27 protein-coding genes are annotated in these 26540 nt (G+C 67.6%); 13 read left to right on the forward strand and 14 right to left on the reverse strand.

From position 1 onward, the window contains the following. The first annotated feature begins 29 nt into the window (after nt 1-29). The 3 genes from ACFWUP_RS06435 (at nt 30) to ACFWUP_RS06445 (ending at nt 2561) form a co-directional block, all read left to right on the forward strand. The gene (locus ACFWUP_RS06435; RefSeq protein WP_379231392.1) at nt 30-530 is read left to right on the forward strand and encodes a PH domain-containing protein; all 501 of its coding nucleotides are present in this window, start codon (nt 30-32) and stop codon (nt 528-530) included. Beyond that, nucleotides 527-2071, forward strand: coding sequence for a PH domain-containing protein (locus ACFWUP_RS06440; RefSeq protein WP_379231394.1), 1545 nt, complete (start codon nt 527-529; stop codon nt 2069-2071). The genes ACFWUP_RS06435 and ACFWUP_RS06440 overlap by 4 nt, the downstream gene beginning before the upstream one ends. Before the next feature lie 136 nt (nt 2072-2207). Next, the gene (locus ACFWUP_RS06445; protein WP_379231395.1) at nt 2208-2561 is read left to right on the forward strand and encodes a DUF1622 domain-containing protein; all 354 of its coding nucleotides are present in this window, start codon (nt 2208-2210) and stop codon (nt 2559-2561) included. Here ACFWUP_RS06445 and ACFWUP_RS06450 read toward each other — a convergent pair. The 5 genes from ACFWUP_RS06450 to typA all read right to left on the reverse strand — a co-directional run bounded on the left by ACFWUP_RS06450 (nt 2551) and on the right by typA (nt 9266). Further along, nucleotides 2551-2970 (reverse strand): hypothetical protein, encoded by a 420-nt coding sequence (locus ACFWUP_RS06450; protein WP_379231397.1) that lies wholly within the window; start codon nt 2968-2970, stop codon nt 2551-2553. The genes ACFWUP_RS06445 and ACFWUP_RS06450 overlap by 11 nt on opposite strands. Nucleotides 2971-2980: 10 nt before the next feature. Further along, complete coding sequence (locus ACFWUP_RS06455) at nt 2981-4396, reverse strand: amino acid permease (RefSeq protein ID WP_379231399.1); 1416 nt, start codon at nt 4394-4396, stop codon at nt 2981-2983. Between the two features lie 98 nt (nt 4397-4494). Continuing rightward, entirely contained in the window at nt 4495-5376 is an 882-nt protein-coding gene (gene mshB, locus ACFWUP_RS06460; RefSeq protein WP_379231401.1) for an N-acetyl-1-D-myo-inositol-2-amino-2-deoxy-alpha-D-glucopyranoside deacetylase, read from the reverse strand. 103 nt (nt 5377-5479) lie between these two features. Further along, on the reverse strand, nt 5480-7213 hold the full coding sequence (locus tag ACFWUP_RS06465) for an ABC transporter family substrate-binding protein (RefSeq protein ID WP_379231403.1): 1734 nt from the start codon (nt 7211-7213) through the stop codon (nt 5480-5482). 151 nt (nt 7214-7364) lie between these two features. Next, complete coding sequence (gene typA, locus ACFWUP_RS06470) at nt 7365-9266, reverse strand: translational GTPase TypA (protein ID WP_379231405.1); 1902 nt, start codon at nt 9264-9266, stop codon at nt 7365-7367. Nucleotides 9267-9391: 125 nt separating this feature from the next. Between typA and ACFWUP_RS06475 the strand changes: the two genes are divergently transcribed. Together ACFWUP_RS06475 and ACFWUP_RS06480 are read left to right on the forward strand one after the other, a co-directional pair. Next, complete coding sequence (locus ACFWUP_RS06475; RefSeq protein WP_378907545.1) at nt 9392-9568, forward strand: hypothetical protein; 177 nt, start codon at nt 9392-9394, stop codon at nt 9566-9568. A gap of 20 nt (nt 9569-9588) precedes the next feature. Then, entirely contained in the window at nt 9589-9876 is a 288-nt protein-coding gene (locus ACFWUP_RS06480) for a 4a-hydroxytetrahydrobiopterin dehydratase (RefSeq protein WP_379231406.1), read from the forward strand. Nucleotides 9877-9879: 3 nt separating this feature from the next. Here the strand turns inward: ACFWUP_RS06480 and ACFWUP_RS06485 are convergent, their stop codons facing one another. Next, complete coding sequence (locus tag ACFWUP_RS06485) at nt 9880-11097, reverse strand: mannosyltransferase (RefSeq protein WP_379231408.1); 1218 nt, start codon at nt 11095-11097, stop codon at nt 9880-9882. Between the two features lie 305 nt (nt 11098-11402). On the opposite strand from ACFWUP_RS06485, the gene ACFWUP_RS06490 reads away from it, so the two are divergent. Further along, nucleotides 11403-12179, forward strand: a complete 777-nt coding sequence (locus ACFWUP_RS06490; protein WP_379231410.1) for a hypothetical protein — start codon at nt 11403-11405, stop codon at nt 12177-12179. A 153-nt stretch (nt 12180-12332) separates the two neighbouring features. On the opposite strand, the gene ACFWUP_RS06495 is transcribed toward ACFWUP_RS06490, so the two are convergent. The 3 genes from ACFWUP_RS06495 to ACFWUP_RS06505 form a co-directional block, all read right to left on the reverse strand. Beyond that, complete coding sequence (locus tag ACFWUP_RS06495) at nt 12333-13043, reverse strand: DUF1906 domain-containing protein (RefSeq protein ID WP_379231412.1); 711 nt, start codon at nt 13041-13043, stop codon at nt 12333-12335. A gap of 125 nt (nt 13044-13168) precedes the next feature. Next, entirely contained in the window at nt 13169-14317 is a 1149-nt protein-coding gene (locus ACFWUP_RS06500) for a hypothetical protein (protein WP_379231414.1), read from the reverse strand. A gap of 189 nt (nt 14318-14506) precedes the next feature. After that, the gene (locus tag ACFWUP_RS06505; RefSeq protein WP_379231416.1) at nt 14507-15091 is read right to left on the reverse strand and encodes a CHAP domain-containing protein; all 585 of its coding nucleotides are present in this window, start codon (nt 15089-15091) and stop codon (nt 14507-14509) included. Nucleotides 15092-15487: 396 nt separating this feature from the next. Between ACFWUP_RS06505 and ACFWUP_RS06510 the strand changes: the two genes are divergently transcribed. Together ACFWUP_RS06510 and ACFWUP_RS06515 are read left to right on the forward strand one after the other, a co-directional pair. Continuing rightward, nucleotides 15488-16213: a helix-turn-helix domain-containing protein gene (locus ACFWUP_RS06510; protein WP_379231417.1), complete on the forward strand. Its 726-nt coding sequence runs from the start codon at nt 15488-15490 to the stop codon at nt 16211-16213. 30 nt (nt 16214-16243) lie between these two features. Then, complete coding sequence (locus ACFWUP_RS06515) at nt 16244-16567, forward strand: hypothetical protein (RefSeq protein ID WP_379231419.1); 324 nt, start codon at nt 16244-16246, stop codon at nt 16565-16567. Here ACFWUP_RS06515 and ACFWUP_RS06520 read toward each other — a convergent pair. Both ACFWUP_RS06520 and ACFWUP_RS06525 read right to left on the reverse strand, forming a co-directional pair. Further along, nucleotides 16564-16845 (reverse strand): hypothetical protein, encoded by a 282-nt coding sequence (locus tag ACFWUP_RS06520; RefSeq protein ID WP_379231421.1) that lies wholly within the window; start codon nt 16843-16845, stop codon nt 16564-16566. The genes ACFWUP_RS06515 and ACFWUP_RS06520 overlap by 4 nt on opposite strands. 209 nt (nt 16846-17054) lie before the next feature. Beyond that, on the reverse strand, nt 17055-17975 hold the full coding sequence (locus ACFWUP_RS06525) for a DoxX family protein (protein ID WP_379231423.1): 921 nt from the start codon (nt 17973-17975) through the stop codon (nt 17055-17057). A gap of 121 nt (nt 17976-18096) precedes the next feature. Here ACFWUP_RS06525 and ACFWUP_RS06530 point away from each other — a divergent pair, with 121 nt between their 5' ends. After that, on the forward strand, nt 18097-18825 hold the full coding sequence (locus tag ACFWUP_RS06530) for a class I SAM-dependent methyltransferase (RefSeq protein ID WP_379231425.1): 729 nt from the start codon (nt 18097-18099) through the stop codon (nt 18823-18825). 93 nt (nt 18826-18918) lie between these two features. After that, a complete protein-coding gene (locus ACFWUP_RS06535) occupies nt 18919-19383 on the forward strand; it encodes a hypothetical protein (RefSeq protein WP_379231427.1) in 465 nt (154 codons plus the stop codon). Between the two features lie 4 nt (nt 19384-19387). Here the strand turns inward: ACFWUP_RS06535 and ACFWUP_RS06540 are convergent, their stop codons facing one another. The 3 genes from ACFWUP_RS06540 to ACFWUP_RS06550 all read right to left on the reverse strand — a co-directional run bounded on the left by ACFWUP_RS06540 (nt 19388) and on the right by ACFWUP_RS06550 (nt 22487). Further along, on the reverse strand, nt 19388-20287 hold the full coding sequence (locus tag ACFWUP_RS06540; RefSeq protein WP_379231428.1) for a DMT family transporter: 900 nt from the start codon (nt 20285-20287) through the stop codon (nt 19388-19390). Nucleotides 20288-20353: 66 nt separating this feature from the next. Beyond that, nucleotides 20354-21433 (reverse strand): redox-regulated ATPase YchF, encoded by a 1080-nt coding sequence (ychF, locus tag ACFWUP_RS06545; protein WP_379231430.1) that lies wholly within the window; start codon nt 21431-21433, stop codon nt 20354-20356. A gap of 136 nt (nt 21434-21569) precedes the next feature. Beyond that, on the reverse strand, nt 21570-22487 hold the full coding sequence (locus tag ACFWUP_RS06550; protein WP_379231432.1) for a zinc-binding alcohol dehydrogenase family protein: 918 nt from the start codon (nt 22485-22487) through the stop codon (nt 21570-21572). A gap of 318 nt (nt 22488-22805) precedes the next feature. Here ACFWUP_RS06550 and ACFWUP_RS06555 point away from each other — a divergent pair, with 318 nt between their 5' ends. From ACFWUP_RS06555 to ACFWUP_RS06565, 3 genes are all read left to right on the forward strand, one after another. Then, nucleotides 22806-23648: a helix-turn-helix domain-containing protein gene (locus tag ACFWUP_RS06555; protein ID WP_379231434.1), complete on the forward strand. Its 843-nt coding sequence runs from the start codon at nt 22806-22808 to the stop codon at nt 23646-23648. A 4-nt stretch (nt 23649-23652) separates the two neighbouring features. Continuing rightward, nucleotides 23653-24057, forward strand: coding sequence for a VOC family protein (locus ACFWUP_RS06560; RefSeq protein ID WP_379231436.1), 405 nt, complete (start codon nt 23653-23655; stop codon nt 24055-24057). Nucleotides 24058-24176: 119 nt separating this feature from the next. After that, nucleotides 24177-26429 (forward strand): carbon starvation CstA family protein, encoded by a 2253-nt coding sequence (locus ACFWUP_RS06565; RefSeq protein WP_379231438.1) that lies wholly within the window; start codon nt 24177-24179, stop codon nt 26427-26429. Nucleotides 26430-26540 lie beyond the last annotated feature (111 nt).

Raw genomic sequence — 26540 nt, forward strand, 5'->3', positions numbered from 1 at the left:
CATCGGACCGGCATGGAAGCATGGGCAGCATGTCATTGCCGCGCTCCACCATTCTGGCCGAACCGGCCTGGCGTCCGAGTTCGAAGGCCAAGCTGCTGTGGGCGTTGGAGAACGTGATCGGGATCCTCATCGCGATCGTGGCGCTCACGGTGTGGGCGGTGCTCGACGACGGGCATCGTGGGTGGCAGGCGGTCGCCGGGCTGGCGGTCGTGGCGCTCGCGGTGGTCGGGATCGTGGTGATTCCGGCGTGGCGGTACGCGGTGCATCGGTGGGAGGTCACCGATGAGGCCGTGTACACGCGGGTGGGGTGGCTGGATCAGGAGTCGAGGGTCGCGCCGATCTCGCGGGTGCAGACCGTGGACACCGAGCGTGGGCCGCTGGAACGGATGCTGGGGTTGGCGACCGTCACGGTGACCACCGCGTCGTCGGCGGGGGCGGTGAAGATCAGCGCCCTCGATCTGCCGGTGGCCGAGGAGACGGTGCTGCGGTTGACCGCCATCGCCGCCCAGCACCGCGGGGACGCGACGTGACCACCACCGAGACCGCGTGGCAGCGGCTGGATCCGCGCATGCTGCTGGTGTATCCGGTGACCGAGATCGTGAAATACATTCCGGTGCTGCTCGGCACGATCATCGTCGGCACCACCAGCGGCAATCCGCTGTGGAGTCTGATCCCGGTGTCGCTGGTCGCCGCGTTCGGTGTGGCGCGGTGGTTCACCACGTCGTATCGGATCGACGGTGATCATGTGCAGTTACGCAGTGGCATCGTGGCGCGCCGGACCTTGTCGGTGCCGCGGCCGCGGATTCGGTCGGTGGATGTGGAAGCCGATCTGCTGCACCGGGTCCTAGGGTTGGCTGTGCTGGCGATCGGCACCGGGAACCAGGCCGCCAAGGGTGAGGAATTCAAGCTCGACGCGCTCGACACGAGTCGGATTCCAGCCTTACGGGCCGAATTGCTTTCCCACACCGGCCAACACGCGCCCACGCACGTCGATGGTGGTGCGGAGCCACATATTTCGACGCCGGATGCACTCGCCGAGTCCGGCGTGGAGATCGGGCACTGGCAGCCGGCGTGGGTGCGATACGCGCCGCTGTCGCTGACCGGGCTCGCGATCTTCGCGCCGATCGTCGGCCTCGCGGGCCAGTACGGGCTCATCGAGGTGATCTCGAAAAGCTCTGCGGTGCAAGGGCTCGGGGACGACAGTGCGGCCGGGGTCACCATCGTGATCGTCGGATTGACCGTGCTGTCACTGATTTTGGTGAGCCTGGCGGCCTGCGCCCAATACCTCGCCACCTGGTACCGCCTGCGCGTGCTCGACAACGGCACCACCCTGCACCTGCGCCACGGCCTGTTCACCACCCGCCAGATCACCCTCGACTTGGCCCGTTTCCGCGGCGCCACCCTCAACGAACCACTCCTGCTGCGCGCCGCACACGCCGCCCAGCTCGAAATGATCATGACCGGTGAGAACCCCCGCCAGAAGATCCTCCCCCAGGCCCCACGCACCGCCGTCGAACAAACCCTCGACGAACTATTGCGCACCCGCCGCCGACCCAACCCCGAGAATTCGACTGCCCCACAACCCATCACCGGCACCACCCTCGGCACCATCGACTTGCACCTGCACGGCCCCGCTGCCCGCCGTCGCCGCTACACCCGCGCCGCGTGGCCTGTCGGCGGCGTCGTCGTCGCCATGCTCGCCATCACGATCGCAGGCGGTCACCTACCGGCGTGGACCTGGACGTTGCCGGTGGTCTTCGCCCTGCTCATGGCCGCACTCGCCGAAGACCGCTATCGAGGCCTCGGCCATCGCGTACTCCCGGGCACCACCGGCCCGACCTGGCTGATCACCCGCCAGGGCAGCCTCGATCGCAATCGCGACTGTCTCGAAGCACCGGGCATCATCGGCTGGACCGTGCGTCAGACCTTCTGGCAACGCCGCGCGGGTCTGGCGACCGTCGTCGCGGCAACGGCCGCGGGCAAGAAGGCCTATTCGGTGGTCGACATCCCGATCGAGCAGGCCGCCGAACTGATCGAGACGGTCACCCCGGGACGACTCGGCAAACGCTGAATCGACCGTGAGACCGCTACTCGCGACCGACCCCCACGACGGTGCACAGACCCGCCGAACCCCGATAGCGGCGTGGTGCCGCAATGCGGCGTAGCGTTCCACACGATCGCCGTGCCGCTGACGCAAGGGGTGTGTCGTGCAGTTCACCGAGGTAATCGAGACCGCAGGACAGGTGCTCGACGCGGCGGGTGTCGCGGCGATCGTCATCGGCGGGTTGGTCGGCACGATCCGGTTCCTGCGGCAACTGGCAGGCCGCCAGGATTTCGACCTCGCCTACCGCACCTATCGGCGCGGACTGGGCCGGGCGATTCTGCTCGGTCTGGAATTCCTGGTCGCTGCCGACATCATCCGCACGGTCGCCATCGCACCGACTTTCACCAGCGTCGGCGTACTGGCGCTGATCGTGCTGGTGCGAACGTTCCTGAGCTACTCGCTCGAACTCGAACTGACCGGGCGATGGCCCTGGCAGAAGACGACCTCTACCGGCTGACGTTCGAGCGGTAGTACAGGTAGCCCGCGGGCGCGAGCACACCGCAGGCGAACAGCAGCAGGGTGCGCCCGTCGCTGCCGAGCATGATGTCACCGCCGGGCCCGCGCGTGGCGCACACCAGGAACCCGAACACCCACACCACGATCGGGGCGAAGGTGAACCCGATCCGGTCGGTCACCGATTCCATGCCGTAGACCAGCGCGATATTGATCGGAGCGGCGAGCAGTGCCACCGCCGGAAAAGCGAACGAGCCGATATAGGTGGGCAGGAACAGCACTTCGACGGCCAGGGTGATCAGCGCGTCGACGAGCAGCAGCACGACGATCAGTCCCGCGATCAGCGGATCCGCCACGCGGGGCAGGCGCGCGGACCGCAGCACGGCGGTGGGCTGATCGTGATCGGTCACCATGGGCGTGAGTCTATTCGGCCGAACCCGCCTGCTGCGCCGCGCGCGCCCTGGAGAACCGCCAGCCGATCAGCAGCGCCGGCACGATGATCAACAGGCTCGCCACCGTCCACGTGCCCACCGGCCGGTCGATCGCCATCAGGACCAGCACGGCGAACAGGAAGGCCAGCGTCGCCCACCCGGTGTAGGGCGCGCCCATCATCCGGAACGCGGGCCGCTCGATCTCCCCACGCTTCCACAACCGCCACATACGCAGCTGACACAGCACGATGGTGGCCCACGACGACAGGATGCCGAGCGAGGCCACGTTCAACACGATCTCGAACGCCTGATCCGGCACGAACCCGTTGAGCGCCACCCCGAACAGCGCGATGCCGAAGGTGAGCAGGATGCCGCCGTAGGGCACGCCGTGGCCGCTCACCACGGAGGTGAACCGGGGCGCGCTGCCGCGCATCGACATCGAACGCAGGATCCGGCCGGTCGAATACAGCCCCGCGTTGAGACTGGAGAACGCCGCGGTGAGCACCACGATGTTCATCAGCGAGCCGATGCCGGGCACGCCGAGCGCGGCGAAGAACGTGACGAACGGGCTCTCCCCCGCGTGATAGGACGTGTACGGCATCAGCAGCCCGAGCAGCAGCAGCGACCCCACGTAGAACACCGCGATCCGCAGGATCACCGAGTTGATCGCCCGCGGCATCAGCTTCTCGGGATCCTTGGTCTCCCCCGCCGCCGTGCCGACCAATTCGACTGCGGCATAAGCGAAGATGACGCCCGAGGTGACCAGCACCAGCGGCAGGATGCCGATCGGGAACATACCGCCGTGCTCGGTGATCACCGGCAGTCCGGTGGGCTCACCACGAATGGTGAAGCGCCCCAGCAGGAACACCGTGCCGATGATCAGGAAGGCGCACAGCGCGGTCACCTTCACCAGCGCCGCCCAGAACTCCAGCTCACCGAATGCCTTGACGCTCACCAGGTTCACGATCAACACGATCACCAGGGCGATCAGCGCCAGCACCCATTGCGGCACCGCGGTCATCGGCTGCCAGTAGTGGAAATACAGTGCGATGGCGGTGGAGTCGGCGATCCCGGTCATCGACCAGTTCAGGAAGTACATCCAGCCCGCGACGAAAGCTGCCTTCTCCCCGAGGAATTCGCGCGCGTAGGAGACGAACGAACCCGACGTGGGGCGGTGCAGTACCAGCTCGCCCAGTGCGCGCAGGATGAAGAACACGAACACGCCGCACACCGCGTAGACGATCCACAGCGTGGGCCCCGCGCTGGCCAGCCTGCCGCCGGAACTGAGGAACAGGCCGGTACCGATCGCTCCGCCGATGGCGATCATCATCAGCTGACGTTTGCCGAGGGACTTGTGGTACCCCGCGTCCTCGGCATCGAGTTCCGGCCGATCACCCACAGCGGTCATGACACGCCACCCATCGTGCGAAAACACCCGAGAACGCGGACACCGGAACGGTACCGGCAACCGCGACGGGCCGCGCGGGCAACCCTGTGGCTAGCTACTCAATCGAGACCGGCGAACAGGTCGTGCTCGAAGCCGTCGGCCCCCACCGGGCCACGCTCGCCGCGCACCAGGGTGAAGTGTTCCTCCGGCAGCACCGGCAGGGCAATGTTGTTCGACAGAGCGAATTCCCGGCCACTCGGCGCCACGGTGACCTGGGTGGCGTGCGCGCGCATGGCGGCACGCTTGGCCGACACCACGTCGGAGACATCGACCACGGTGGTCACGCCGCTCGTCGACATGGCGGCCAGCTCGGCTTCGACCGGCAGCCGCCAGCCCGCGGGCAGTGCGCCCGGCAGTTCGTCGACCGTGCGGCGGGCCAGGGCGGCGGTGTGCTGGCGGAGCAGGTCGCCGTCGGTGACGGTCCAGTAGAACTTCGGGACGTCCCAGCCCTGCTCAGCGGCTGCCGCGACGGCCGCGGTGGTGATCTCGTGCGCGCGGATGTGGTCGGGGTGTCCGTAGCCGCCGCGCGGGTCGTAGGTGACGACCACCTGGGGCCGCAGTTCGAGGATCACCGCCACGAGCTCGTCGACGGCGGCGTCACCGGAGTTCACGAAGGCCCGTGGGTCGGCCGCCGACGGGGTGCCCGCCATGCCGGAATCGCGCCACCGGCCGGGACCGCCGAGGAACCACGGCTCGCCCGCGTCCAGGGCCGACAGCGCGGCGGTGAGTTCGGCGATGCGGTAGCCGCCGAGCTGATCGGCTTCGGCGGCGATCAGGCGCGACCATCGTTCGCCGATCACCTCGCCTTCCTCGCCGAGCGTGCAGGTCACCACGGTCACCGGGACACCACGGGCGCGATAGTGCGCGATAGTGCCACCGGTGGTGAGGGTTTCGTCATCCGGGTGTGCGTGAACCAGGAGCAGGCCGCCGGTATCTGTCATCGAAGACACCGCCAGTTATCTTGTGCCGCAACGAATACCGATCCGGGTGCATCACCCTGCCAATTCTCCTGTGCGGCAACGGGAACCGGTCCGCGTGCGTCGATCACGGGATCCGCCGCCACTGCGCGGTATCGCCGAAGATGCCCACCTGAATGGCACCCGACAGCGACACACCGTCGACGCGCGGGCCCGCCGCCGCGACCACGTTGTCCTGCACGATCGGCAACACCGTGGCCAGTTCCCACAACTTCGGTTCAGCTTCGGCCAGTACCCGCGGCACGTCGACCCCGCGCAGAGCCTCATCGATCGAGGGCTGCAGGCTCGGGTCGCACACCCCGCCGATATTGCTCGGCGCCTTGCGATATGCCTCGGCCGCGGCCGTCGCCGGACCTTCGGGACCGGCCGGTGCCACCGGTGCGCACCCATAGCGTGAGGCCAGCGCGTTGGCCGGGTCGCCACCCGCCAGCTCCCAGCCGACGATGGCATCGATCGAGGATTCGGTGAGGTCCTTGCCGTACAGCTCGTCGGCGGCCAGGCCACGCACGGTGGCATCGATTCCGGCACTGCGCAATTGGTCGGCGGCGGTATTGGCCACGGCCAGCGCCGACGCGTCCTCGGTGACGGCGCCGATCCGCACCGACAGCCCCTTGCCGTTGCGCGCCACCGAGCGCGGACGCGGCGCGGGCGAGGTGGGCGAATTGGTCTGCGTCGCTTCCGGTGCGCGACCGTAACCGGCCTCGGCCAGCAGCGCGAACGCCTCCTCGGCGCTCATCCGCGGCGGCGCGGTGGGCACATAACCGGGACTCGACGGCGAAAGCACTTGCGCGCGCGCGGGTTCCACCCAGCCACCGGTCTGCGCGCCGACCGTCGCCAACAGGGCGGGGTCGAGCAGCGCGAGCACCGCCTTGCGGACCCGCACATCGGCGAGGTCACCGGAACGGCCGTTGAGCGCGAGTTGCAGTTCGCGGGCCTGCGGCATGATCGTGGTCCGCACCGACGGGATCGCGGCCAACTGCGCCTGCGTGGCCACGCCGCCGTGCACGAGCGCCATCTGCGCGTCACCGGTGCGCAGCGATTCGGCCAGCTGCGAGGGGGTGCCGCCACGGCGGAACTGGATCTGATCCGGGGAGGCGGGGGTGCCCCAGAAGCGGTCATTGCGTTCCAGGAGGATCTCGTCGCGTCCGCGATCGACCGTTTTGATGGTGAAATTGCCGCCCGAGACCGGGATGTCGTCGACAAGGCCGCTGGTGAAACCGCCCGGGGAGTCCTTCACCAGGTGCGAGGGCAGCAGGTTCGAGAACAGTTCGCGCCAGGCCGGATAGGGCTGCGCCATCGTCACGGTGACCGTCTTGCCGCCGCCCGAGGACGCCACATCCGAGATGAGCCGATAGCCGGCCGGGTCGACCACACCGGGCTGGCTGATCATCTGCTGCCACAGGAACCGGAAATCCTCGGCCGCGATCGGAGCGCCGTCGGACCAATTGGCCTGGTTGCGCAAGGTGTAGGTGATCGTGAACGGCTCCTGGGCCGTCACATCGGCCGAGGTGATCAGCGAAGTATCGGGCACCCAGTCGACCAGACCGGGATGCACCGGGCTCGGCGCGGCACGGAACGGACTCGGCAGCACCATCGAACTCACCGCGCTGGTCACCGGCGACTGATCCGAGCGCAGATGCGGGTTGAAACCGATGCCGATGTCATCGATCGCGACGACCACGGTGTTCTTGCCCGGCTTGGCCTGGGTGGTCTTGGGTGAATCGGAGGACTCGATCGGGGGTGGCGGATTCGCCGCGCAACCGGCCACGACCGCCGTCGAGGCGATCATCGCCAGCACCATCGCACGCCACCTTGCGCACCGCCCCATACTCACCTTGCGCACTCTACCCATCCCCTCGATCGCCTGCCGTTCGACCACCTCAGGCCCACGAAAAGGCGTCGGCCGGGTCCGTTTCCGGTACCCGGCCGACGCCGTTCGAAACTACTGCCGACTAGTTCGCGGCGGCCTTGTCACGCGCCTTGCGACGCGACAGGTCGCGCGCACGCAGGTTGGCGTCGAGCACGAGCTTGCGCACGCGGATCACCTCGGGGGTGACCTCCACGCACTCGTCCTCGGTGCAGAACTCCATCGCCAGCTCGAGGTCGAGCTGCAACGGCTTGGCCATGGTCTCGAAGGTGTCCGCGTTGGCGCTGCGCATGTTGGTCAGCTTCTTCTCGCGGGTCACGTTGATATCGAGATCCTCGGCACGCGGGTTGATGCCGACGACCATGCCCTCGTAGGTGTCGGCACCCGGCTCGACGAAGAACTGACCGCGGTCGGCCAGCTGGATCATCGCGAACGGGGTGACGGTGCCCGCGCGGTCCGACACGAGCGAACCGGTGTGGCGGGCGCGGATCTCGCCCGCCCACGGCGCGTAACCGTGGGAGACGGCGTTGGCGATGCCGGTGCCGCGGGTGTCGGTGAGGAACACGGTGCGGAAGCCGATCAGGCCACGCGAGGGGACGATGAACTCCATGCGCACCCAACCGGCGGCGTGGTTGCTCATCTGCACCATCTTGCCCTTGCGGGCGGCCAGCAGCTGGGTGACAGCACCCAGGTACTCGTCGGGGCAGTCGATGGTCAGCTCTTCGAACGGCTCATGGGTCTTGCCGTCGACCTGCTTGGTGACCACCTGCGGCTTGCCGACGGTGAGCTCGAAGCCCTCGCGACGCATCTGCTCGACCAGGATCGACAGCGCCAGTTCACCACGGCCCTGCACCTCCCAGGCGTCGGGACGGCCGATGTCGAGCACGCGCAGCGACACGTTGCCGATCAGTTCCTGGTCAAGGCGCGCCTTGAGCATGCGGGCGGTGAGCTTGTGGCCCTGCACCCGGCCGACCAGCGGCGAGGTGTTGGTGCCGATGACCACCGAGATGGCGGGCTCGTCGACGGTGATGCGCGGCAGCGCGACCGGGTGCTCCGGATCGGCGAGGGTGTCGCCGATCATGATGTCGGGGATACCGGCGATGGCGACGATGTCACCGGCCTCGGCGACCTCGCCGGGCTGGCGCTCGACACCGATCGTCTGCAGCAGCTCGGTGATCTTGACCGTCTTGGCGCCCTCGGCGTTGATCCAGGTGACGTTCTGGCCCTTGCGCAGCTCGCCCGCGTAGATGCGGACCAGCGCGAGGCGGCCGAGGAACGCCGAGGCGTCGAGGTTGGTGACGTGGGCCTGCAGCGGCGCGTCCTTGTTGCTCTTGGGTGCCGGGATGTAGTCCATCAGCACCTCGAACAGGGCGTCGAGGTTCTCGGCGTCGGGCGCGGAACCGTTCTCCGGCGCGGTCTTGGACGCCTTGCCCTCACGGCCCGAGGCGTAGAGAACCGGCAGGTCGAGTGCGAGCTCGGCGGCTTCGGCGGCCTCGTCGTCGAGATCCGACGCCAGGTCGAGCAGCAGATCGTGCGACTCGGAGACGACCTCGGCGATGCGGGCATCCGGGCGGTCGGTCTTGTTCACGACCAGGATGACCGGCAGCTTGGCGGCGAGCGCCTTTCTGAGCACGAAGCGGGTCTGGGGCAGCGGACCCTCGGACGCGTCGACGAGCAGCACGACACCGTCGACCATGGAAAGGCCGCGCTCGACCTCGCCACCGAAGTCGGCGTGGCCGGGGGTGTCGATCACGTTGATGACGGTGAGAGAACCGTCGGGGTTATGGCGATGAACTGCGGTGTTCTTCGCGAGAATGGTGATGCCCTTCTCGCGCTCGAGATCACCGGAGTCCATGACTCGGTCGACCAGTTCGGCTCGCTCAGCGAACGCGCCCGACTGACGAAGCATGGCGTCGACCAGCGTCGTCTTGCCGTGGTCGACGTGGGCCACGATGGCGACGTTGCGAAAATCGCGTGAAGACGACACGCCTGGATCCTCCTGCTGTTGGGGTGTTTGGCGCGCATTCATCTGGCATCGCGGCCTGTTACAGCTTACCGGTTGCGCGGGGGCACCCTCGTGTCAGGCTTTGTACTTAGGCTAGGCTAACTCACATGGGCAAGGTGAAGGCGAAGAAGGTCTCGAGCCTGAAGCCGAAGAAAAAGTGCTGTAGGAAGAAGACTCGCTGCTTCAAATGCCCCGTCGTCATCATGCGAATGAAGAAGGCAGAGGCCGCTGGAATGTGCGGTAAAGATCTCAAAAAAGCCTTGAAGCTGGCGCGCGCCAAGTAGACGAAGCGTACAACCGAGGTATGGGTACTCCGCTGCTCTCCTCCCCCGAACTGACCATCGCCTTGGCCACGCTCCCGGAGTGGTCGCGCGACGGTGACGCGATCACCCGCACGGTGAAGGCGCCGAGTTTTCTGGCCGGCATCGAGACGGTGCGCAAGGTCGCCGAAGCGGCCGAAGCCGCCGATCACCACCCCGACATCGATATCCGTTGGCGCACACTGCGTTTCACCTTGAGTACACACTCGGAAGGTGGGCTGACGGCGCTCGATACGGCAATGGCACACACCATCGACGACATCGTCGGCTGAGCCTCAGTCAGCGGGCACCTCGGCCGGGCGACGGCCGGGCAGTTGCTTGCGCAGAGTGTCGCGGCCGTGCCAGATCAGCCAGCCGAACAGGACGAACACGCCGATCACATCGACCGCGCCGAGCCAGGCCAGCGGCCACGGGCGCGGGATCGTCCAGATCGTCGGCTGGGCGAACGAGAGCACCCACGGCACGCCGACCAGCATTGTCAGCACCCAGAACCCGGCGATGATCCGCGCGACCCGCTCGTCCCGCAGCGGCCCGTAGAGCAGCCACAACGCGGTCGGGATCAGCCACACCCAGTGGTGTGACCAGGAGATCGGCGAGATCATCAGCCCGAACAACTGCACCAGCACCAGGGTGCCGAGGCGGTCGTCGGGGCCGAGGGTGCGCCAGGCGAGCAACGCCAGCACGGCCGTGACCAGCACCGCGGCGATCCACCACGGACCCGACTGCACGTCGTAGCCGAGGATGCGGCTCAGCGCGCCGCGCAGCGACTGATTCCAGACCGAACCCACCGGACCGATCCGGGTGGCGTCGCCGAGCAGGGTGCCGAAATAGCGCTTCGCCTCGTGCGCGTTGATGAGGAAGCTCACAGCGACGGTCAGCCCGAACGCCGCCGCCGACCACAGCACCGTCGCCCACCGCCGCCGCGCCACGAAGTACAGCCCCGTGATGGCCGGGGTCAGTTTGATGCCCGCGATCACGCCGACGATCGAGCCCGAGATCCACCAGCGCGCACTGCGCACGGCCAGCATCGCCCCGAACACCAGGAACACATTGACCTGGCCGTAGTCGATCGTGGTGCGCACCGGCTCGAGCCACACGCCCAGCGCTGTCCAGCCGACGGCCGCGGTGATCCACGGCGTCTGCTTCGCCTTCTCCGCGCCCAGCAACAGTTCGAAGCTGATCCTGATCACGCCGTAGAGCGCGGCCACCGTGGCCAGCATCCAACCGACCGCGACGAGGGTGAACGGCAGATAGTGCAGCGGGAAGAACACCAGCGCGGCGAACGGCGGATAGGTGAACGGCAGCGGGAAGTCCGGCGTCACCTCCGAATAGGTGAAGTCGTAGAGCCGATCGGTGAGCAGCGCGGCCGAACCGTCCACGTACACGTGCAGATCCACGACATTGAGCCCGTTCGGGGCGAAGAGCATCCAGGCCAGCCGGGCGAGCACGGACAGTCCGAGCAGCGCGATAGCCCATCGGAGGTGTCTGTTCAAGGCCTGGCTTTCGGTCGGATGAGCGGGCGTGCGCGCCTGTCGCAGTGCTCGATCACCATAGCCGTGCGCGTACACGCGTCCGCGCGCGCGGGTTGACGCCCCGACGACACCACTGGTCACAGTTGCATCAACATCCCCAGGTGTAACACCACGGCGGACTAGCGTCGATGAACATAGTTTCGGCCGGTGCGCCGCGAGGGGCCCGGCGGCTGTACAACACGGCGGCGTTGTCCTTAGAGTGGCCCCGACATGTTGGGCTCGACAACCCTCGCCCATCGCACCATCGAGGTAAGGACGGCTAGACAGTGCTTCGTAGCCGAGGTTCGCGGATCGCAACGACCGCTCTCGCCATCGCAGCAGGCGCCATGCTCGCCGCGCCCGCATCGATTGCCGCACCAGCGCCCGCCCCGCAGGCGGCGCCGATCAGTGTCCCGATGGTGCCCGAGGGCGTCCCGGTCGACGCGCTGACCGCCTTCGCACCCGCCGTGGCCGGTCTGGTCGCGGGCCCGGCCGATGTCGCCAGCCCGCAGACCGCCCTGCTCGATCAGGCGCGCGCCCTGCTGGCCACCCTGAACCTGCCGCCCGCCATCAAGTCGACCCTCGAGCGGATCATCACCTTCCTCGACGGCAGTGGCGGTGGCGGTCCCGAACTCCCGCAGGACGGCCCGGCCATCGCGCAGTTCCTGTACCCGACCATCGGCAAGGGCTGCATCGGCGACGGCGCCGATTCGGTCGGCACCGCGCTCGCGGTCGCCGGTCCGGCACAGCTGCCCCCGCCCGGTGTCGCCGCCGGTCAGGCCGGATTCGTGTTCACCGCGCTCGGCACGAAGGCGGCCACGGCCGAACAGAACCCGCCGATGACGGTGCAGTGGCTCAACCTCGACACCCGTCAGTCCGCGGTCCAGACGCTGACCACCGAGGCCAACATCAACCCCGGCGGTCCGGCCACCCTGTCGGCCATCGCGAGCACCGGCCCCGGTCGCGTTGTCGCGGTGATCTCGGGTTCGCTCACCACCGCCGCCGAAGGTGCCGCACCGCGCACCTGCTCTTTCATGCCGACCCTGGGCTTCTTCACGGTCTGAGTGCTCCCCCGCCTCCCCGCAACTTCAGGCCAGACCTGAGGTGCGGGGAGGTTTGCGTTGGCGGCCAGACAATTGCTGTGGTTCGGTCAGCCCGTACCCGGTGAGTTACCCATGTTCGTGCGTTGTTCGGTGCTCGCGCGGGGTCGGCCTAGCTCACCACTGGCCGTAGTCCTCGGCCAGTACCCGGTTCAGGTCGACGCCGATGCCGTCGATCGCGCGCTTGTCGATCTCGAATTGGTGCAGGTGGGCGGAGTCGTGCACGAAACCGCGCTCGGTGCCCCAATTGTGTTGCCAGAACCAGGAACCCAGGCCCGCGTCGAGTGCACGGTCGATGGTCGGGGCGTTGGCGTAGATGCCGACGAGTTCGGGCCCGAGGACCGACTGCCAGCCCTCGATGTAGGGCGCGATCATCTCGTCGAACTCCTCGTCGGAGGGGTTGTCGTCGATGGAGGCGTAGATCGGCGCGGTATCGGGTCCGCCGGCGGCGGCATGGATGGCCCAGCCGCGCTCGGCGTGCTGCTTGCCCGCTTCGAGTCCGCCCCGCCAGTCGGCCGTCGGGCCCTTGCCGAACTGGTAGTTCGACACGATCGACAGGCCGTGCGCCCACAGATCCTCGACCTCGGCGGCGAGCAACGGTTTACCTGCCATCCACTCGGCGCCGGGCCTGCGCTCGGAGACGTAGCGGATGACACCGATATGCCCTTCGGCGGCGATCGACGCGGCGGAGGGAACCCCGGCGGCGTAGTCGACCATGGTGCCGAAGGATTGGGCGCGGGCAGGGGTGGCGGCGAGGCCGACACCGATCGTGGCCGCGGCGGCGGCGAAACCGAAGAACTTCCGCCGGGACACCGGAACAGAACGCATCGCAGGACTCCTTCGCGCAACCTTCACCGGTAAGCGAACTGGTCTAGAACGTGCGATTCATTGCACCACAACCCCAGGGGAACCGCCAGAACCATCGGCAACATTCGCCCCACGAGTCACAGGGATCAGGTGGCGCCGTCGATCGCCGCGCCCACATCGATCGTGCGGCCGGTCGGATCGGCCAGCTCGGCACTGACCGCCGCGACCACCTGCGCGACGATCTGCTTCTTGATCCCGGCCAGCCGCGCCAGGGTGGCCGCGCGCAGGCCCTTGGCCTTGAATTCCATCGAGATGTCCGCGAGCGCGGGCGGCGGCACCTCGATCACGATCTGCAACGGCTCGGCGGCCCGTGCCGTGAGGACCAGCGGGATCTCCAGGTCGGCGCGGTAGTGGTTGGCCTTGAGCACGTCGACGGTGATGTCGAGCCCCACCGGCACTGTCATGTCGAAGATCCGCAGGTCACCGGGCTCGCCGAGGCCGCGATCGATCACCCTCGGCTGATCGATCGAGCCGCGGACGGTCACCGTCGCGGCGCCGCGCGGGCCCTCGGCGAGCGGGCCGATGTCGATCTGGCTGCCCGCCAGCTGGCCGACCACGCCGTGCACGCGGTCCCTGGTGACGATGGTGGTGAAGAAACGCAGCCCGAACTCGCGGTAGTCGATCCAGTCGAAGACGGTGTCGTTGCGGCGCGGTGAGGGGTAGCCGTCGAGGATCGCCTCGATATCGAAGACCCGCTCCGAGCGGATCTTCGGATCGCCGACGATGGCGTTGACCCGGTTGGCGACCTCGCGCTGCACCAGGCCCGCGATCGGGTCGAGCAGCATCTCCCACGCGGTGTCGATGGCCTCGGCGCGCAGCGTGAAGCTGACATCCTTGGCCGTCACGGGGGCCACATCGATGATGACCAGCAGCGGGGCGGCAGTGCGGGCGTGCAAGGTCAGCCCGATCTCCACCACGGCGGCCAGGCGCAGTTTCTTGCCGCCGAGAACCAGGTTCACGGCGAGGGTCAGCGGGATGCGCACGCCGAAGCTCAGCGCGTCACCGGGCGTGCGGGTGACCACCGGGGTACCCAGCGTGCCCTCGGCGACGAAACCGGCCAGTCCCGCGGGGCCGAGCGAGAACGGTCCGATCTTCACGCCACGCCCGGTCATTCCCGACACCGCGGCCGTGATGCGGTCCTCGGTCACCGCATAGGCGACGAACCGTTCGCCGAAATCGGCGTACTCGATCCACATCGGGTCACGACGTGGCATTTCGTCCACCTTCACACGCACATCGAACACGGTACGTGACGTCGGCGAACACCGGAGCTGGTGGCACAACTCCCCCGTCCTGCCGATGAGGGGGAAGCAGGACGGAGGAGTCGGCGACGGCGCTGCCGGGCGCCGCGCCTTCCATGGTACGGGCATCAGCGTGGTACCGCCGTCCAGGACCGTCGCAGTTGTCTTGAGCGACAATCGATTTCAGAATCGCCCGTAACCGACCAGATCGGCGGTTTCGGCCGGGGTGATGGTGCGCACCCGGACGGTGCCCATCTCGTTGCCGCCGATGGTGGTGATGGTCTCGCCGTCGGCTTTCAGCACGATGTTGGTGTGCTGGCCGAGCGGACTGGCTGGACCGTAGAGCACCACGTCACCGGTGCGCGGGCGATAACCGACATCGGCGCGGGTGAACCGGCCGACCTGCTGGTAGTACTCCTGCAGGGTGTACACGCCGGGGATACGCCAGGAACCGGAGTTCGGGTTGGCCAGCGGTCTGCCCGCCTCGCGCATCGTCCAGCTGACGAAGTCGGCGCACCAGGCCTCGCGCACGCCCTCGGCGTACTTGGTGCCTTCACCCGGTCGCTCGAACTCGCGGCGCAGCACGTCGACGAGCTCGATCTGCTGCTCGTCGAGGTGTTCGGAGTCGAGCGCGGGGAACTGATCACCCCAGTCGTGCTGCCACCACACCAACCCCACCGCCACCACGGTCGCCGCGGCCAGCAGGCCGGAGATGCCGGCGATCCAGGACGTGCGCCGTCCGCGTCGTTCGGCTCGAATCTGCGTCATCGCCCCCCACTCTCGTTCGTCCTTCTGCTCTATTGGACGAATCACGAGGGCATTCGGTTCCCGCGCACGCGTGTTTTCCGAAGCGGACGCCCGGTGACCACCGGATGGACCCCTGCGCCACCCGGGTTTCGACCCGGCAATCGCTCTCGGCGCGCGCGAGAACCACGCACGCCGTCCCCTCCGGCGACAGTCGTCAGCGCAGAGGTGGTGTCGAACACTTTCCGCTCCGGAACACACTGACCCGACCAGCACGAAGTCCGAAAATCGGCCAGGCGCAGCGGGCGGGGCAGCCGTGCGATGACTCGCTCGGCTGACATGAGTTTTGCGAAACCTTTACCCTCGGTCAAGCTAGACAACTGTCCCAATTTGTACCGGTGATCCAAACAGGAGTGCATTGTGCAAGACCCGAACGTGTCGATCTCGCGATACCTGCGTGAACGCCGCGAATCGTCGGGCCTGACCAGGGCGGCGCTCGGCGAACGGGCCGGAATATCTCCCGCCCTCATCCAGAAGATCGAGCAGGGCACGCGCACACCGACTTTGGAGGCACTCACCGCGCTCACCGCGGCGCTCGACGTGCCCGAGATATTTCGCGATCACCTGATCTCACTCTCGGTCGCGCACCGCTACGACTCGACGCCGTCCATGGTCCGCCCCGCCGACCAGGTGCTGATCGACGCGATCACCCATCCGGCCAGCCTGCAGCTACATCCGGTCTTCGAGGTACTTGCCACCAACGCCGCGTGGCGGCTGCTCTTCCCCGGCCTGGAAGCTGGCGTGTCGATGCTCGAGTGGATGCTGCTCGACCCGCGCGCCAAGACGGCGCTGGTCGACTGGGAACAGCAGGTTCACCTGTGCGTCTACAGCTTTCGCGTGATGGGTCCAGGACTGGCAACGCAGGCACAGATCGCCGAAATCGTCGAAACGTGTTCGCGGGCACCGGAATGGTCGAAGCTCTGGACCACCGAACCCTCGCTCACCCACGGACCCGACGGCCCCGTGGTTCACCTGCGCGACCCGGGCACCGGCGCGACGATCCCGATGACAGTGCACTCCCTCGGCGCCTCGCTGGTGCCGCGCCGGGACTGGTCGCTGGTGGTGTACTCACCGACCACGCAGTGACTCGCGCCCGATCGCGCTAAGCTGCGCGGCGTGGTCACTCACCGGTCTACCCGCCCGAGCTGGCTTTCCTGGGACAACTACTTCGTCGGCGTCGGCGGACTCGTCCTCGGCCTGTGCTTCGGCACCTGCGCCGCGCTGATCGCCGGACCCGAACACAAGGTCGCGGCGATCGTCCTCGTCGTACTCGCCGGGGTGTGCATCCTGCCCGCGCTGCTGCGCGCGCTCGGTGAACTCAGCGTGTGGGTGCGGCTGGCGATCCTGCTGATCGGCTTCGCGCTGCTGCTGCCCGCGATTCTGGTCAGTGGCGAGGTGCGCGACTGGGCGGCCGAACGCTGGGAAAAGACCTGGAACTAGCCGTTGCGCATCGGAACCGAGAGCAACATGCGCAGGGTGTTGTGGATGAACTGCGCCGACTGCCAGGTGAGGTAGGCGCCGGCCGGAGCCACGTCGGCCGAACCGGAGGCCGAACCCGACGCGAGGTTCGCCGACCCACTGGCCGAACCCGAGGCCGACCCCGAACCGGGAAGTGCCGCAGCCGAACCCGTCGATCCGAGCAGTCCGATCAGCACCGCCGCTCCGACCACTGCGACCTGAACGGCGGCTGGTTTGCGCGTTTCACGACCGGAAAACATCAGATAGATCCCACTCTGTCGAAATGCATTGCGAGTACCCAGTATTCACACAGGAACTCACCGCCAAACCCATTTCGCCGGGATTGCCCCGATGTTCGGGTTTGCGCGGTGAGTCCGTCGGTGTGCCCGACCCCGGATCTATGGTGCGCCACAATCACATCGACGCACCAGACCACGATTGTCGGGGCATTCGCGTGCTGAGCAGGTAACTAACGCCTCGACCACCTACGGGCGGGAGCGGCGGGCTCCTCGTGCTCCCGTGCCGCGGCGGCCAGTTCCGCGCCGCGCTCGCGGGCCGTATCGACGAGATACGTGCCGCGTTCCCGCGCGGCTTCGGCCAGTTCAGGCCCCTTTTCCTTGGCGACCTCGGCGATCTGGGCGCCGCGGGTACGCGCCGCCTCCGCCACCTCGGGACCTCGATCCTTGGCCACCTCGACCAAGTGCGCACCGCGGGTCCGCACCGCTTCGGCCACCTCGGGGCCACGATCCTTGGCCACCTCCACCAGGTGCGCGCTGCGACTGCGCACCGCGTCGGCCAGCTGCGGGCCACGTTCGCGGGCGATCTCGGCCAGATGCTCGCCCTGCTCGTGGGCGACATCGGCGAGTTGCGCGCCACGCACCTTGGCCGCGGCCGCGATGGCAGCACCTTCGGCCGCGATGCGGGGTTCCTCACGCCGGAAGGCCCTGCGCGCCCGCCAGCCCAGCGACGGCTTGCCCTCGGTGTCGGCCGCCGCGATCATCAGGCCGCCGAGCAGTCCGAGATCCTTCAGGAACCCCACCCGCTTGGCCGCCTTGCGATCCGGATCGTTCTCGGCCCAGAAGTCCTGTTCGGTCACCGTCCCCGGCACCACGGTGGCGACCAGCACCAACGCGGCGGGCCGCGGCGCACGCCCACTGGCCAGCAACAGCCCACCGACCACCTGCGCCGCGGAATTGACGCGCACGTACTGACTCGGATCGTCGGGTACCCGTGCGGCCAGCGCGTCGGGCAGACCGGTCCTGCCCTTCTCGGCCAGCGCGTTCGCGGCGGCGGCGCGTGGCTTCTGATTCATCAACCCGTTCACCCCGGCGGCCACGAAAGTGGTCCCCAGCAGCGCGCGAGCAATGCGTCGAACAGGCTTGATCGGCATCGTCGATCCCTTCGTGTCTACGAGTGGGAAAACGGCTCCCTACATTCGACTACCCGGGTCTTCCGATGACAAACGATGGACGGAACCGGGCATGCCCTGTCCAGTGGCTAGTGTCGGCCGGGTGCCCGACGACACCGTTCAAGCCGCATATTCGGCCATCCACCCCCTCTACATCGACCTCTTCGGCTCCCCTTCCGACCTGGCCCCCGAAGACACCACCTTCGCCCTGACCCACCTGTCCCCCGGACCAGTCCTCGACCTCGGCTGCGGCCCCGGCCACTTCACCAAATTCCTCACCGACGCAGGCATCCCCGCCACCGGAATGGACATGGTCCCCGAATTCATCACCCACGCCCGCACCACCTACCCCGACATCCCCTTCGAACTCGGCTCCCTGCGCACCCTCGCCGCCCCCGACAATTCCGTCCCCGCCATCCTCGCCTGGTTCTCCCTCATCCACCTCGACCCCACCGAACTCCCCACCGTCCTAGCGGAATTCCACCGCGCCCTGACCCCCAACGGCCGCCTGGTAATCGGCTATTTCGAATCCCCCGAAACAGTCGAACCCTTCCCCCACAAAGTCACCACCGCCTACCGCTACCCCACCACCACCCTCACCGACCTCACCACCCGAGCCGGCTTCACCGAACTCGCCCACCTCCACCACCCCGCCTCCGGCGAAGTCCGGCCCCACGCGGCCCTGGCCGTCGCCAAATCATCACCACACGATCCCGGCGGCCTGGGTCGGCCGAACCAGCTTGCCGAGGACCTGAACAGCGCGGAGGTCATGGATCGCGCCTGGTCTGCGGATTCGTCGGTCACACCCGAGGTGGCGAACGACCACCCCTGAGGGAGAGGCGTCCACCCCTCGGGTTCGTGGCTGCGCATGCTCCGCTCTCGTTGAATTGTCTTGACGACAAGCCCGACGACCGTAGGAGCACCGATGCCGAAGACGCCCGATGTCAAGAAGATCGCCGCGACGAGTCTGATCGTCACCGGCCTGGCCGCCGCTGCCGCATTCGCCGCGCCCGCGGCGAATGCGACCAACGGGGTCGACGGAAGTATCAGCAGTCCAGCGGCGGGGACGGTGACGCTCAGTTGGCGGGTCTACATTCCCGCGGGCAGCACCGCGGCCTGTGACATGGTCGTCGAGAACAGCGCCAACACCGCGGGCACCTACCGCGAGTTCGATTACACCGCCATCGGCGGCTCGCCCAACTACCAAGGACGATTGGTCAGCGACTCGTTCCAGGCACCGGCTCCCGCGGGCAGCACCGCCTACGGCGACGTCTACTGCACCTTCCTGAAACCCGATGGTCAAGCGACCGTCGGCAGCTGGCAGGGCAGCACCAGGGTCAAGCTCGTCAAGGACGCCCCGATGATCCCGCCCGGCGCCGGCGTGGGCTGAGCGACTACCCCTTCGCCGCGGCGGGTAGGTCGGTGGTGGTGACGGCGTCGGTCGTGCGGGTACCGCCGCGCTGGGCCACACAGCCGGCGACGATCACGATGGCGATGCCGAGCAGTTGGAAGAGCGTGGGCGTCTGGGCGAGCACGAGCAGCCCGATGAGGGTGCCGAAGGCGGGTTCGATGGAAAGCAGTGTGCCGAAGGCAGTGTGGGTCATTCTGCGCAGGGCGAGCATTTCGAGCGCGAACGCGAGTACCGGGGTGATCAGCGCGATCCCGGCGGCCGCGGGCAGCACCCACCAGGTGAGGTCACCGCCGATGACCTGAGGTAGCCCGATCGGCAATGTGGCCAGCGCCGCGATCGGGATCGTGAGCGAGAGCCCGCTGATGCCGGAGAACCGGTCGCCGACGTGCTGGGTGAACACGTTGTACAGCCCCCAGCACGCACCCGCGGCCAGCGCGAATCCGACGCCGACCAGATCGATGTCGCCGTGCCATGGCTCGGTGAGCAGGACGACGCCGACGAAGGCGAGCAGCGGCCACACCAGCGCCCGACGACGCTTGCTCATCAGACCCGCCACGGTCAGCGGACCGAGGAACTCGATCGCGACCGCGGTGCCCAGCGGAATGCGTTCGACGGCCGAGAGGAGGAAAGTCGTCATGAACCCCGTGACCACGCCGAGCACGAGCAGCGCCGGAATGTCCCTACGGCGCAGCGAACGGATCGCCGGGCGGGCGATCATCCAGAGGAAGACCACCCCGAAGCACATGCGCAGCCACGCCGTGCCCGCAGCGCCGACCTGCTCGATCACCGGAACCGACAGAGCATTGGAGAGCTGCACAGCAAGCATCGCCGCGACCGCCATCGACCACGGCGGGATGCCACGAGCGCCGCGTTCACCGTTCATGGAACACTCACCTACCATCGAACGCCGGCACCCGGGTCTCCTTCAATCGACCTCGGGCACAACGGATTACACGTTGAAGCGGAACTCCACGACGTCGCCGTCGACCATGACGTAGTCCTTGCCTTCCATGCGAACCTTGCCCGCGGCCTTGGCGGCGGCCATGGAACCCGCGTCGACCAGGTCGTCGAAGGCGACGATTTCGGCCTTGATGAAGCCGCGTTCGAAGTCGGTGTGGATGACGCCTGCCGCCTTGGGGGCGGTGTCGCCCTGGTGGATGGTCCAGGCGCGGGATTCCTTGGGGCCTGCGGTGAGGTAGGTCTGCAGGCCGAGGGTGTGGAAGCCGGCGCGGGCGAGGCCGTGCAGGCCGGGCTCGGTCTGGCCGATGGATTCCAGCAGCTCCATGGCGGATTCGTCGTCGAGTTCGAGGAGTTCGGCTTCGACCTTGGCGTCGAGGAAGACGGCGTCGGCGGGGGCAACGGAGGCCTTCAACTCGGCTACCTTGGCCTCGTCGGTGAGGACGGACTCGTCGGCGTTGAAGACGTAGAGGAACGGCTTGATGGTGAGCAGGGACAGCTCACGCAGCAGGTCGGCGTCGATCTTCTTGCCCGCGGCGAACAGGGTGGTGCCCTCGTTGAGGAAACCCTCGGCGACCTTGGCGGCATCGAGGAGCGGCTTGCGGTCCTTCTTGACGCGCGCTTCCTTCTCGAGGCGCGGGATGGCCTTCTCGAGGGTCTGCAGGTCGGCGAGGATGAGCTCGGTTTCGATGACCTCGATGTCGGCGGCGGCGTCGACCCGGCCGTCGACGTGGATCACGTCGTCGTCGGCGAACACGCGCACGACCTGGCAGATCGCGTCGGCCTCACGGATATTGGCGAGGAACTTGTTGCCAAGGCCCGCACCTTCGGAGGCGCCCTTCACGATGCCTGCGATGTCGACGAACGACACCACAGCGGGCACGGTCTTCTCGGAACCGAAGATCTCGGCGAGCTTGTCCAGGCGCGGGTCGGGCAGCGGGACCACGCCGACGTTGGGCTCGATGGTCGCGAACGGGTAGTTCGCGGCGAGAACGTCGTTCTTGGTCAGCGCGTTGAACAGCGTCGACTTTCCGACGTTGGGCAGGCCGACGATTCCGAGGGTAAGGCTCACGAGAAGGGAAGTCTACGCGGCACCCACCGCACTCGACTCGCCGCCCGGCCCCCGAACTGGCCAGTTGATCACCACGCTCCTGCCGTGGAGCGCTCTCGGCCGATACTTTGCTGCGAACGTGGTGATCAACTGTCCATCAGGGGACGAGGACGACCTTGCCGAGGTTGGCGCGCTGTTCGATGACGGCGTGGGCGGCGGCGGCTTCGGTGAGGGGGAATTCGGCGTGCACGACCGGGTGCAGTAGGCCGGAGGCGTAGTACTGCCAGACTTCCTGGCGTAGGTCCTCGTAGCGGGCGGGGTCGCGTTGGGCGAGACGGCCGATGCGGAAACCGGTGAGGGATTTGCCGCCTGCGAGGAGGTCTTCGGTGTCGATGAGGCCGCCGCCGGTGCCGTAGGTGACCGCGCGACCGCCTTCGGCGAGACCGGCGAGGGTGCCGCCGAGGCCGGTTCCGCCGACGCCGTCGAGGGCGTAGTCGGCCTGCTTGCCGCAGTGCAGCTGGTCGTAGGTGAACACCTCGTCGGCGCCGAGTTCGCGCACGAAATCGATCTTCGACTCGTCGGAGACCGCACCGACGACCCAGCTCGCGCCACGCACGCGGGCCAACTGCACCGCGAGGTGGCCGACACCGCCCGCGGCGGCAGTGACCAGGGCGGTTTCGCCTTCACGCGGGGCGGCGGTGTCGAGCGCGCCGAGGGCGACGAGGCCGCTGCGCATCAACGCGACGGCGTCGACGGCCGAAGCGCCGTCCGGGATGGCCGAGACCTGGTCGACCGCGAGGACGACGTACTCCGCGTAGGCGTCGGCAGTACACAACCCGACGACGCGATATCCGGCGCTGTAACCGTCGACCCCGTCACCGACCGCGACGACCTCACCGGCCACTTCCGCACGCACCTGCTCGGCATCGCCACTGATCCGGCGGATCGCCGACAGGGTGACCCCGATCGCCTCGACCCGCACCAGCAGCTCACCCGCACCGGCCACCGGCACCTCGGCCGCGACGACTTCGAGCGCCTCCGAACCACTGCCGCGCTCGTACTGAACCCGCCGCATGACACCTCCTACATAAGTTGAGCGCAGGCGCAAGATTAACCGGCTGACCTCGCGTTTCCACAGACCGCGCGCCTGTGAGTGCGAAATCTCACCGCGCCCCCCGCGTCGCGGAGAGCACCTTCCGATACGGATTACCCCTCCTCGGAGGCGAAGACGCGTGGGCAATGCCACACCGCACACGGGGGCGGCGATCGGCGTGCAACCTCGATGCCGATTGCGGTACTCGTCGACGTCTTGGCGCGCCCGTAGCGAGTTCGCCCGCGAAGATCGCGCGGATGACCTGGTCGCCACCGGTGTTCTCGGCGTAGCGTTGCACGAATGGAGGCGACCACCGAGGTGGTGACAGCGGCCCCCGCGCCGATGCTGGCAGCGTTCATCGACCGGTACGTGGGCTATCGCATGGCGGGTTTCGAGCCCGGCTTGCACCGCGGCCTGCCGTCACGGCACATGACGTTCATCGTCGCCGTCGGCCCGACCATAGATGTCGTCGAGCAGACCGATCCGCACCAGGCCCCCGACAGTTATCGCTGTGTACTGAGCGGCCTGCAGGCGAGTCCGGCGATGATCGCGCACAACGGATTTCAGGAAGGCGTGGCCATCGAGCTGACCCCGCTGGGTTGTCGGGTGCTGTTCGGGATGCCCGCGAGCGAACTGTGGGACATCTCGATCGAATGTTCCCAAGCGCAAAGAACTCTGGGCGATCAACTCGCCGATGCCGTTCATGCACAACAGGATTGGCCGAGCAGATTCGCCGCATGTGATCGGGCCCTGATCGCCGCAGCACGAACCGAAACCCTCGCCGGACCCGAATTGACCTGGGCCTGGCACGCTCTCGTCAGAACCGGCGGCACCTGCCCGATCAACCCGCTCGCCGACCGAATCGGCTGGACCCGTCAGCACCTCACCCGCAAGTTCACCGCCGAATTCGGCGCGAGCCCGAAACTGGCCGCGCGGATCATCCGATTCGAGCGAGCCAAGCGCATGCTGACACGCACCCCCTCCTATATCTCCATCGCCCAGATCGCGAACACCTGCGGCTACTACGACCAGGCCCACCTGAACCGCGACTTCGCCGAGCTGGCAGGCGTGGCGCCCACCGCTTGGCTCGCCGAGGAGATTCCATCCGTCCAAGACCCGAACGCCGACGAAGCGCGAGGCTGAATACATGGACACAACAACCAGCACCGGCATCTGGCCCTGCCTCGCCTTCGACGACGCCCGCGCCATGATCGAATTCCTCACCACCGCCTTCGGTTTCGAGGCGACCGCGGTCTACGCCAGGGAAAACGACGACAGCATCGTCGAACACGGCGAACTGCGCTGGCCGGGCGGCGGCGGCATCATGTTCGGCTCCACCGGCCGCAACGACACCCCCTTCGGCACCCGCCCACCCGGCGTCGCGAACCTCTACCTGGTCACCGACGACCCCGACGCCCTCCACGACCGAGCCGAAGCCGCGGGCGCGACGATCATCCGCGAACTACGAGACGAGGGCTACGGATCGCGCGGATTCAGCGCCGCCGACCCCGAAGGCAACCTCTGGAGCTTCGGCACTTACCGCGGCGCCTGAACAAAATTTCAACTTGCGCACTATGGTGTGCGAACCTCTCCGTCGCAGTTCGGCGATCGGCTACGTTGTCGATTGCTTCACCCGAGGCTCTGCGCGTTGTACACAGGAGAGTTGAGTCAATGGCGACCATCGAATATCTGCGGACCGACCCGGACTTGCCTCCGGTCGGTGTCGTCGATCGCACGCCGATCACGCCCGCCAAAAAGGCTGTGTTCGCGGGGATCGCCGTGCTCGGCGCCATCGCGTGGACGATCATCGCGTTCGTGCGCGGCGAGTCCGTGAACGCGGTGTGGATCGTGATCGCGGCGGTCTGTACCTACATCATCGCCTACCGCTTCTACGCGCGGTTCATCGAGTGGAAGATCACCAAGCCGCGCGACGACGTGGCCACGCCCGCCGAAATCTATGACAACGGCAAGGATTTCATGCCGATGGACCGGCGGGTGCTCTACGGGCACCACTTCGCCGCCATCGCTGGCGCCGGTCCGCTGGTCGGTCCGGTACTGGCCGCGCAGATGGGCTATCTACCCGGCACGATCTGGATCATCGTCGGCGTGGTGTTCGCCGGCGCGGTGCAGGACTACCTGGTGCTGTGGGCCTCGACCCGTCGACGCGGCCGCAGCCTCGGCCAGATGGCGCGCGACGAGCTCGGCGCCGTCGGTGGCGTCGCGGCGATCGTGGCGATTCTGGTGATCATGACGATCCTGCTCGCGGTGCTGGCGCTGGTCGTGGTGAACGCGCTCGGCGAGAGCCCGTGGGGCGTGTTCTCCATCGCGATGACCGTCCCGATCGCGCTGTTCATGGGTGTCTACCTGCGGTATCTGCGCCCGGGTGCGGTCGGTGAGGTCTCGGCGATCGGCATCGTGTTGCTGCTCGCCGCGATCATCGGCGGCGGTTGGGTGTCCGAAACCGAGTGGGGCGCCGACTGGTTCACCCTCTCGCGCACCACCATCGCCTGGGCGCTGATCGTCTACGGTTTCATCGCCTCGGTGCTGCCGGTGTGGTTGCTGCTCGCCCCGCGCGACTACCTGTCGACATTCATGAAGGTCGGCACGATCGTGCTGCTGGCGGTCGGCATCCTGATCACCATGCCGGTGCTGAAGGCCCCCGCGGTTTCCGAATTCGCGCACACCGGTGCGGGTCCCGCGTTCGCGGGCAGTCTGTTCCCGTTCCTGTTCATCACCATCGCCTGCGGTGCGCTGTCGGGTTTCCACGCGCTGGTCTCCTCTGGCACCACGCCGAAACTGCTGGCCAAGGAATCCAATGCCCGCATGATCGGCTACGGCGGCATGCTGATGGAGTCGTTCGTCGCGGTGATGGCGATCATCACCGCCTCGATCATCGACCAGCACCTGTACTTCGGCATGAACGCCTCGGCGGGCCTCACCGGTGGGACGCCGGAGGGCGCCGCGAAGTTCACGAACTCGCTCGGCCTGTCCGGCCCGGCCGCGACGCCGGAACTGTTCGCCGACGCGGCCTCGGATGTGGGCGAGAAGTCGATCGTCTCGCGCACCGGTGGCGCCCCGACGCTGGCGGTCGGCATCGCCGAGGTCTTCTCCGGTTTCCTCGGCGGGGCGTCGATGAAGGCGTTCTGGTACCACTTCGCGATCATGTTCGAGGCGCTGTTCATCCTCACCACCATCGACGCGGGCACCCGGGTCGCGCGCTTCCTGGTCTCGGATGCGCTCGGCAACCTCGGTGGCCCGTTCAAGAGCTTCCGCGATCCGTCCTGGCGGGTCGGTGCCTGGGTGTGCTCGCTGCTCGTGGTCGCGGGCTGGGGTGGCGTGCTGCTGATGGGCGTCAACGATCCGTTCGGCGGCATCAACGCGCTGTATCCGCTGTTCGGCATCGCCAACCAGCTGCTCGCCGCGATCGCGCTGACCGTGGTCCTCACCATCATCGTCAAACGCGGGCAGTGGAAGTGGGCGTGGATCCCCGGCATTCCGCTGGCCTGGGACCTGATCGTCACGATGACCGCATCGTGGCAGAAGATCTTCTCCGACGATCCCAAGCTCGGCTACTGGAAGCAGCACAGCCTGTGCCAGGCCGCCAAGGACGCGGGCAAGGCCTGCCTGACGGCCAAGACTCCCGAGCAGGTCGACATCGCGATCCGCAACACCTTCATCCAGGGCACGCTGTCGATCGTGTTCGCGGTGCTGGTGCTGATCGTCACCGTCGTCGGTGTGCTGGTGTGTGTGAAGGCGATTCGCACGGGGACGGTGTCGAGTTCCGAATCCGAGGAGCAGCCGTCGAAGATCTTCTCCCCCAGTGGTTTTGTCGCCACGGCGGCGGAGAAGGACGTGCAGAAGGAGTGGGATGTGCTGATCGCCGAGGGCAAGGTGAGCGCGCCGGGATCGGCGCACGTTTCCTGATATGCCCAGTGTGAATGTCACCCGTGGTGGGGGCCGCCCGGGGCTAGAAAGAGGCCGCCCCACCCCACCCGCGAGAAACGACCCCCACCCCCCCGACGGGAGACCACAGTA

The sequence above is a fragment of the Nocardia sp. NPDC058658 genome, from assembly GCF_042716665.1.
Lineage (GTDB): Bacteria > Actinomycetota > Actinomycetes > Mycobacteriales > Mycobacteriaceae > Nocardia.

Excerpts from the sequence above, each read along its gene's own strand:
- ACFWUP_RS06450 (WP_379231397.1), bottom strand. The coding sequence starts at position 2,970 with ATGGTGACCGATCACGATCAGCCCACCGCCGTGCTGCGGTCCGCGCGC.
- ACFWUP_RS06565 (WP_379231438.1), top strand. The coding sequence starts at position 24,177 with ATGGCGACCATCGAATATCTGCGGACCGACCCGGACTTGCCTCCGGTC.
- ACFWUP_RS06525 (WP_379231423.1), bottom strand. The coding sequence starts at position 17,975 with ATGCCGATCAAGCCTGTTCGACGCATTGCTCGCGCGCTGCTGGGGACC.
- mshB (WP_379231401.1), bottom strand. The coding sequence starts at position 5,376 with ATGACAGATACCGGCGGCCTGCTCCTGGTTCACGCACACCCGGATGAC.
- ACFWUP_RS06495 (WP_379231412.1), bottom strand. The coding sequence starts at position 13,043 with ATGCGTTCTGTTCCGGTGTCCCGGCGGAAGTTCTTCGGTTTCGCCGCC.
- ACFWUP_RS06555 (WP_379231434.1), top strand. The coding sequence starts at position 22,806 with ATGGAGGCGACCACCGAGGTGGTGACAGCGGCCCCCGCGCCGATGCTG.
- ACFWUP_RS06560 (WP_379231436.1), top strand. The coding sequence starts at position 23,653 with ATGGACACAACAACCAGCACCGGCATCTGGCCCTGCCTCGCCTTCGAC.
- ACFWUP_RS06480 (WP_379231406.1), top strand. The coding sequence starts at position 9,589 with ATGGGTACTCCGCTGCTCTCCTCCCCCGAACTGACCATCGCCTTGGCC.
- ACFWUP_RS06435 (WP_379231392.1), top strand. The coding sequence starts at position 30 with ATGTCATTGCCGCGCTCCACCATTCTGGCCGAACCGGCCTGGCGTCCG.
- ACFWUP_RS06455 (WP_379231399.1), bottom strand. The coding sequence starts at position 4,396 with ATGACCGCTGTGGGTGATCGGCCGGAACTCGATGCCGAGGACGCGGGG.
- ACFWUP_RS06535 (WP_379231427.1), top strand. The coding sequence starts at position 18,919 with ATGCCGAAGACGCCCGATGTCAAGAAGATCGCCGCGACGAGTCTGATC.
- ACFWUP_RS06465 (WP_379231403.1), bottom strand. The coding sequence starts at position 7,213 with ATGGTGCTGGCGATGATCGCCTCGACGGCGGTCGTGGCCGGTTGCGCG.
- ACFWUP_RS06505 (WP_379231416.1), bottom strand. The coding sequence starts at position 15,091 with ATGACGCAGATTCGAGCCGAACGACGCGGACGGCGCACGTCCTGGATC.
- ACFWUP_RS06520 (WP_379231421.1), bottom strand. The coding sequence starts at position 16,845 with ATGTTTTCCGGTCGTGAAACGCGCAAACCAGCCGCCGTTCAGGTCGCA.
- ACFWUP_RS06550 (WP_379231432.1), bottom strand. The coding sequence starts at position 22,487 with ATGCGGCGGGTTCAGTACGAGCGCGGCAGTGGTTCGGAGGCGCTCGAA.
- ACFWUP_RS06540 (WP_379231428.1), bottom strand. The coding sequence starts at position 20,287 with ATGAACGGTGAACGCGGCGCTCGTGGCATCCCGCCGTGGTCGATGGCG.
- ACFWUP_RS06475 (WP_378907545.1), top strand. The coding sequence starts at position 9,392 with ATGGGCAAGGTGAAGGCGAAGAAGGTCTCGAGCCTGAAGCCGAAGAAA.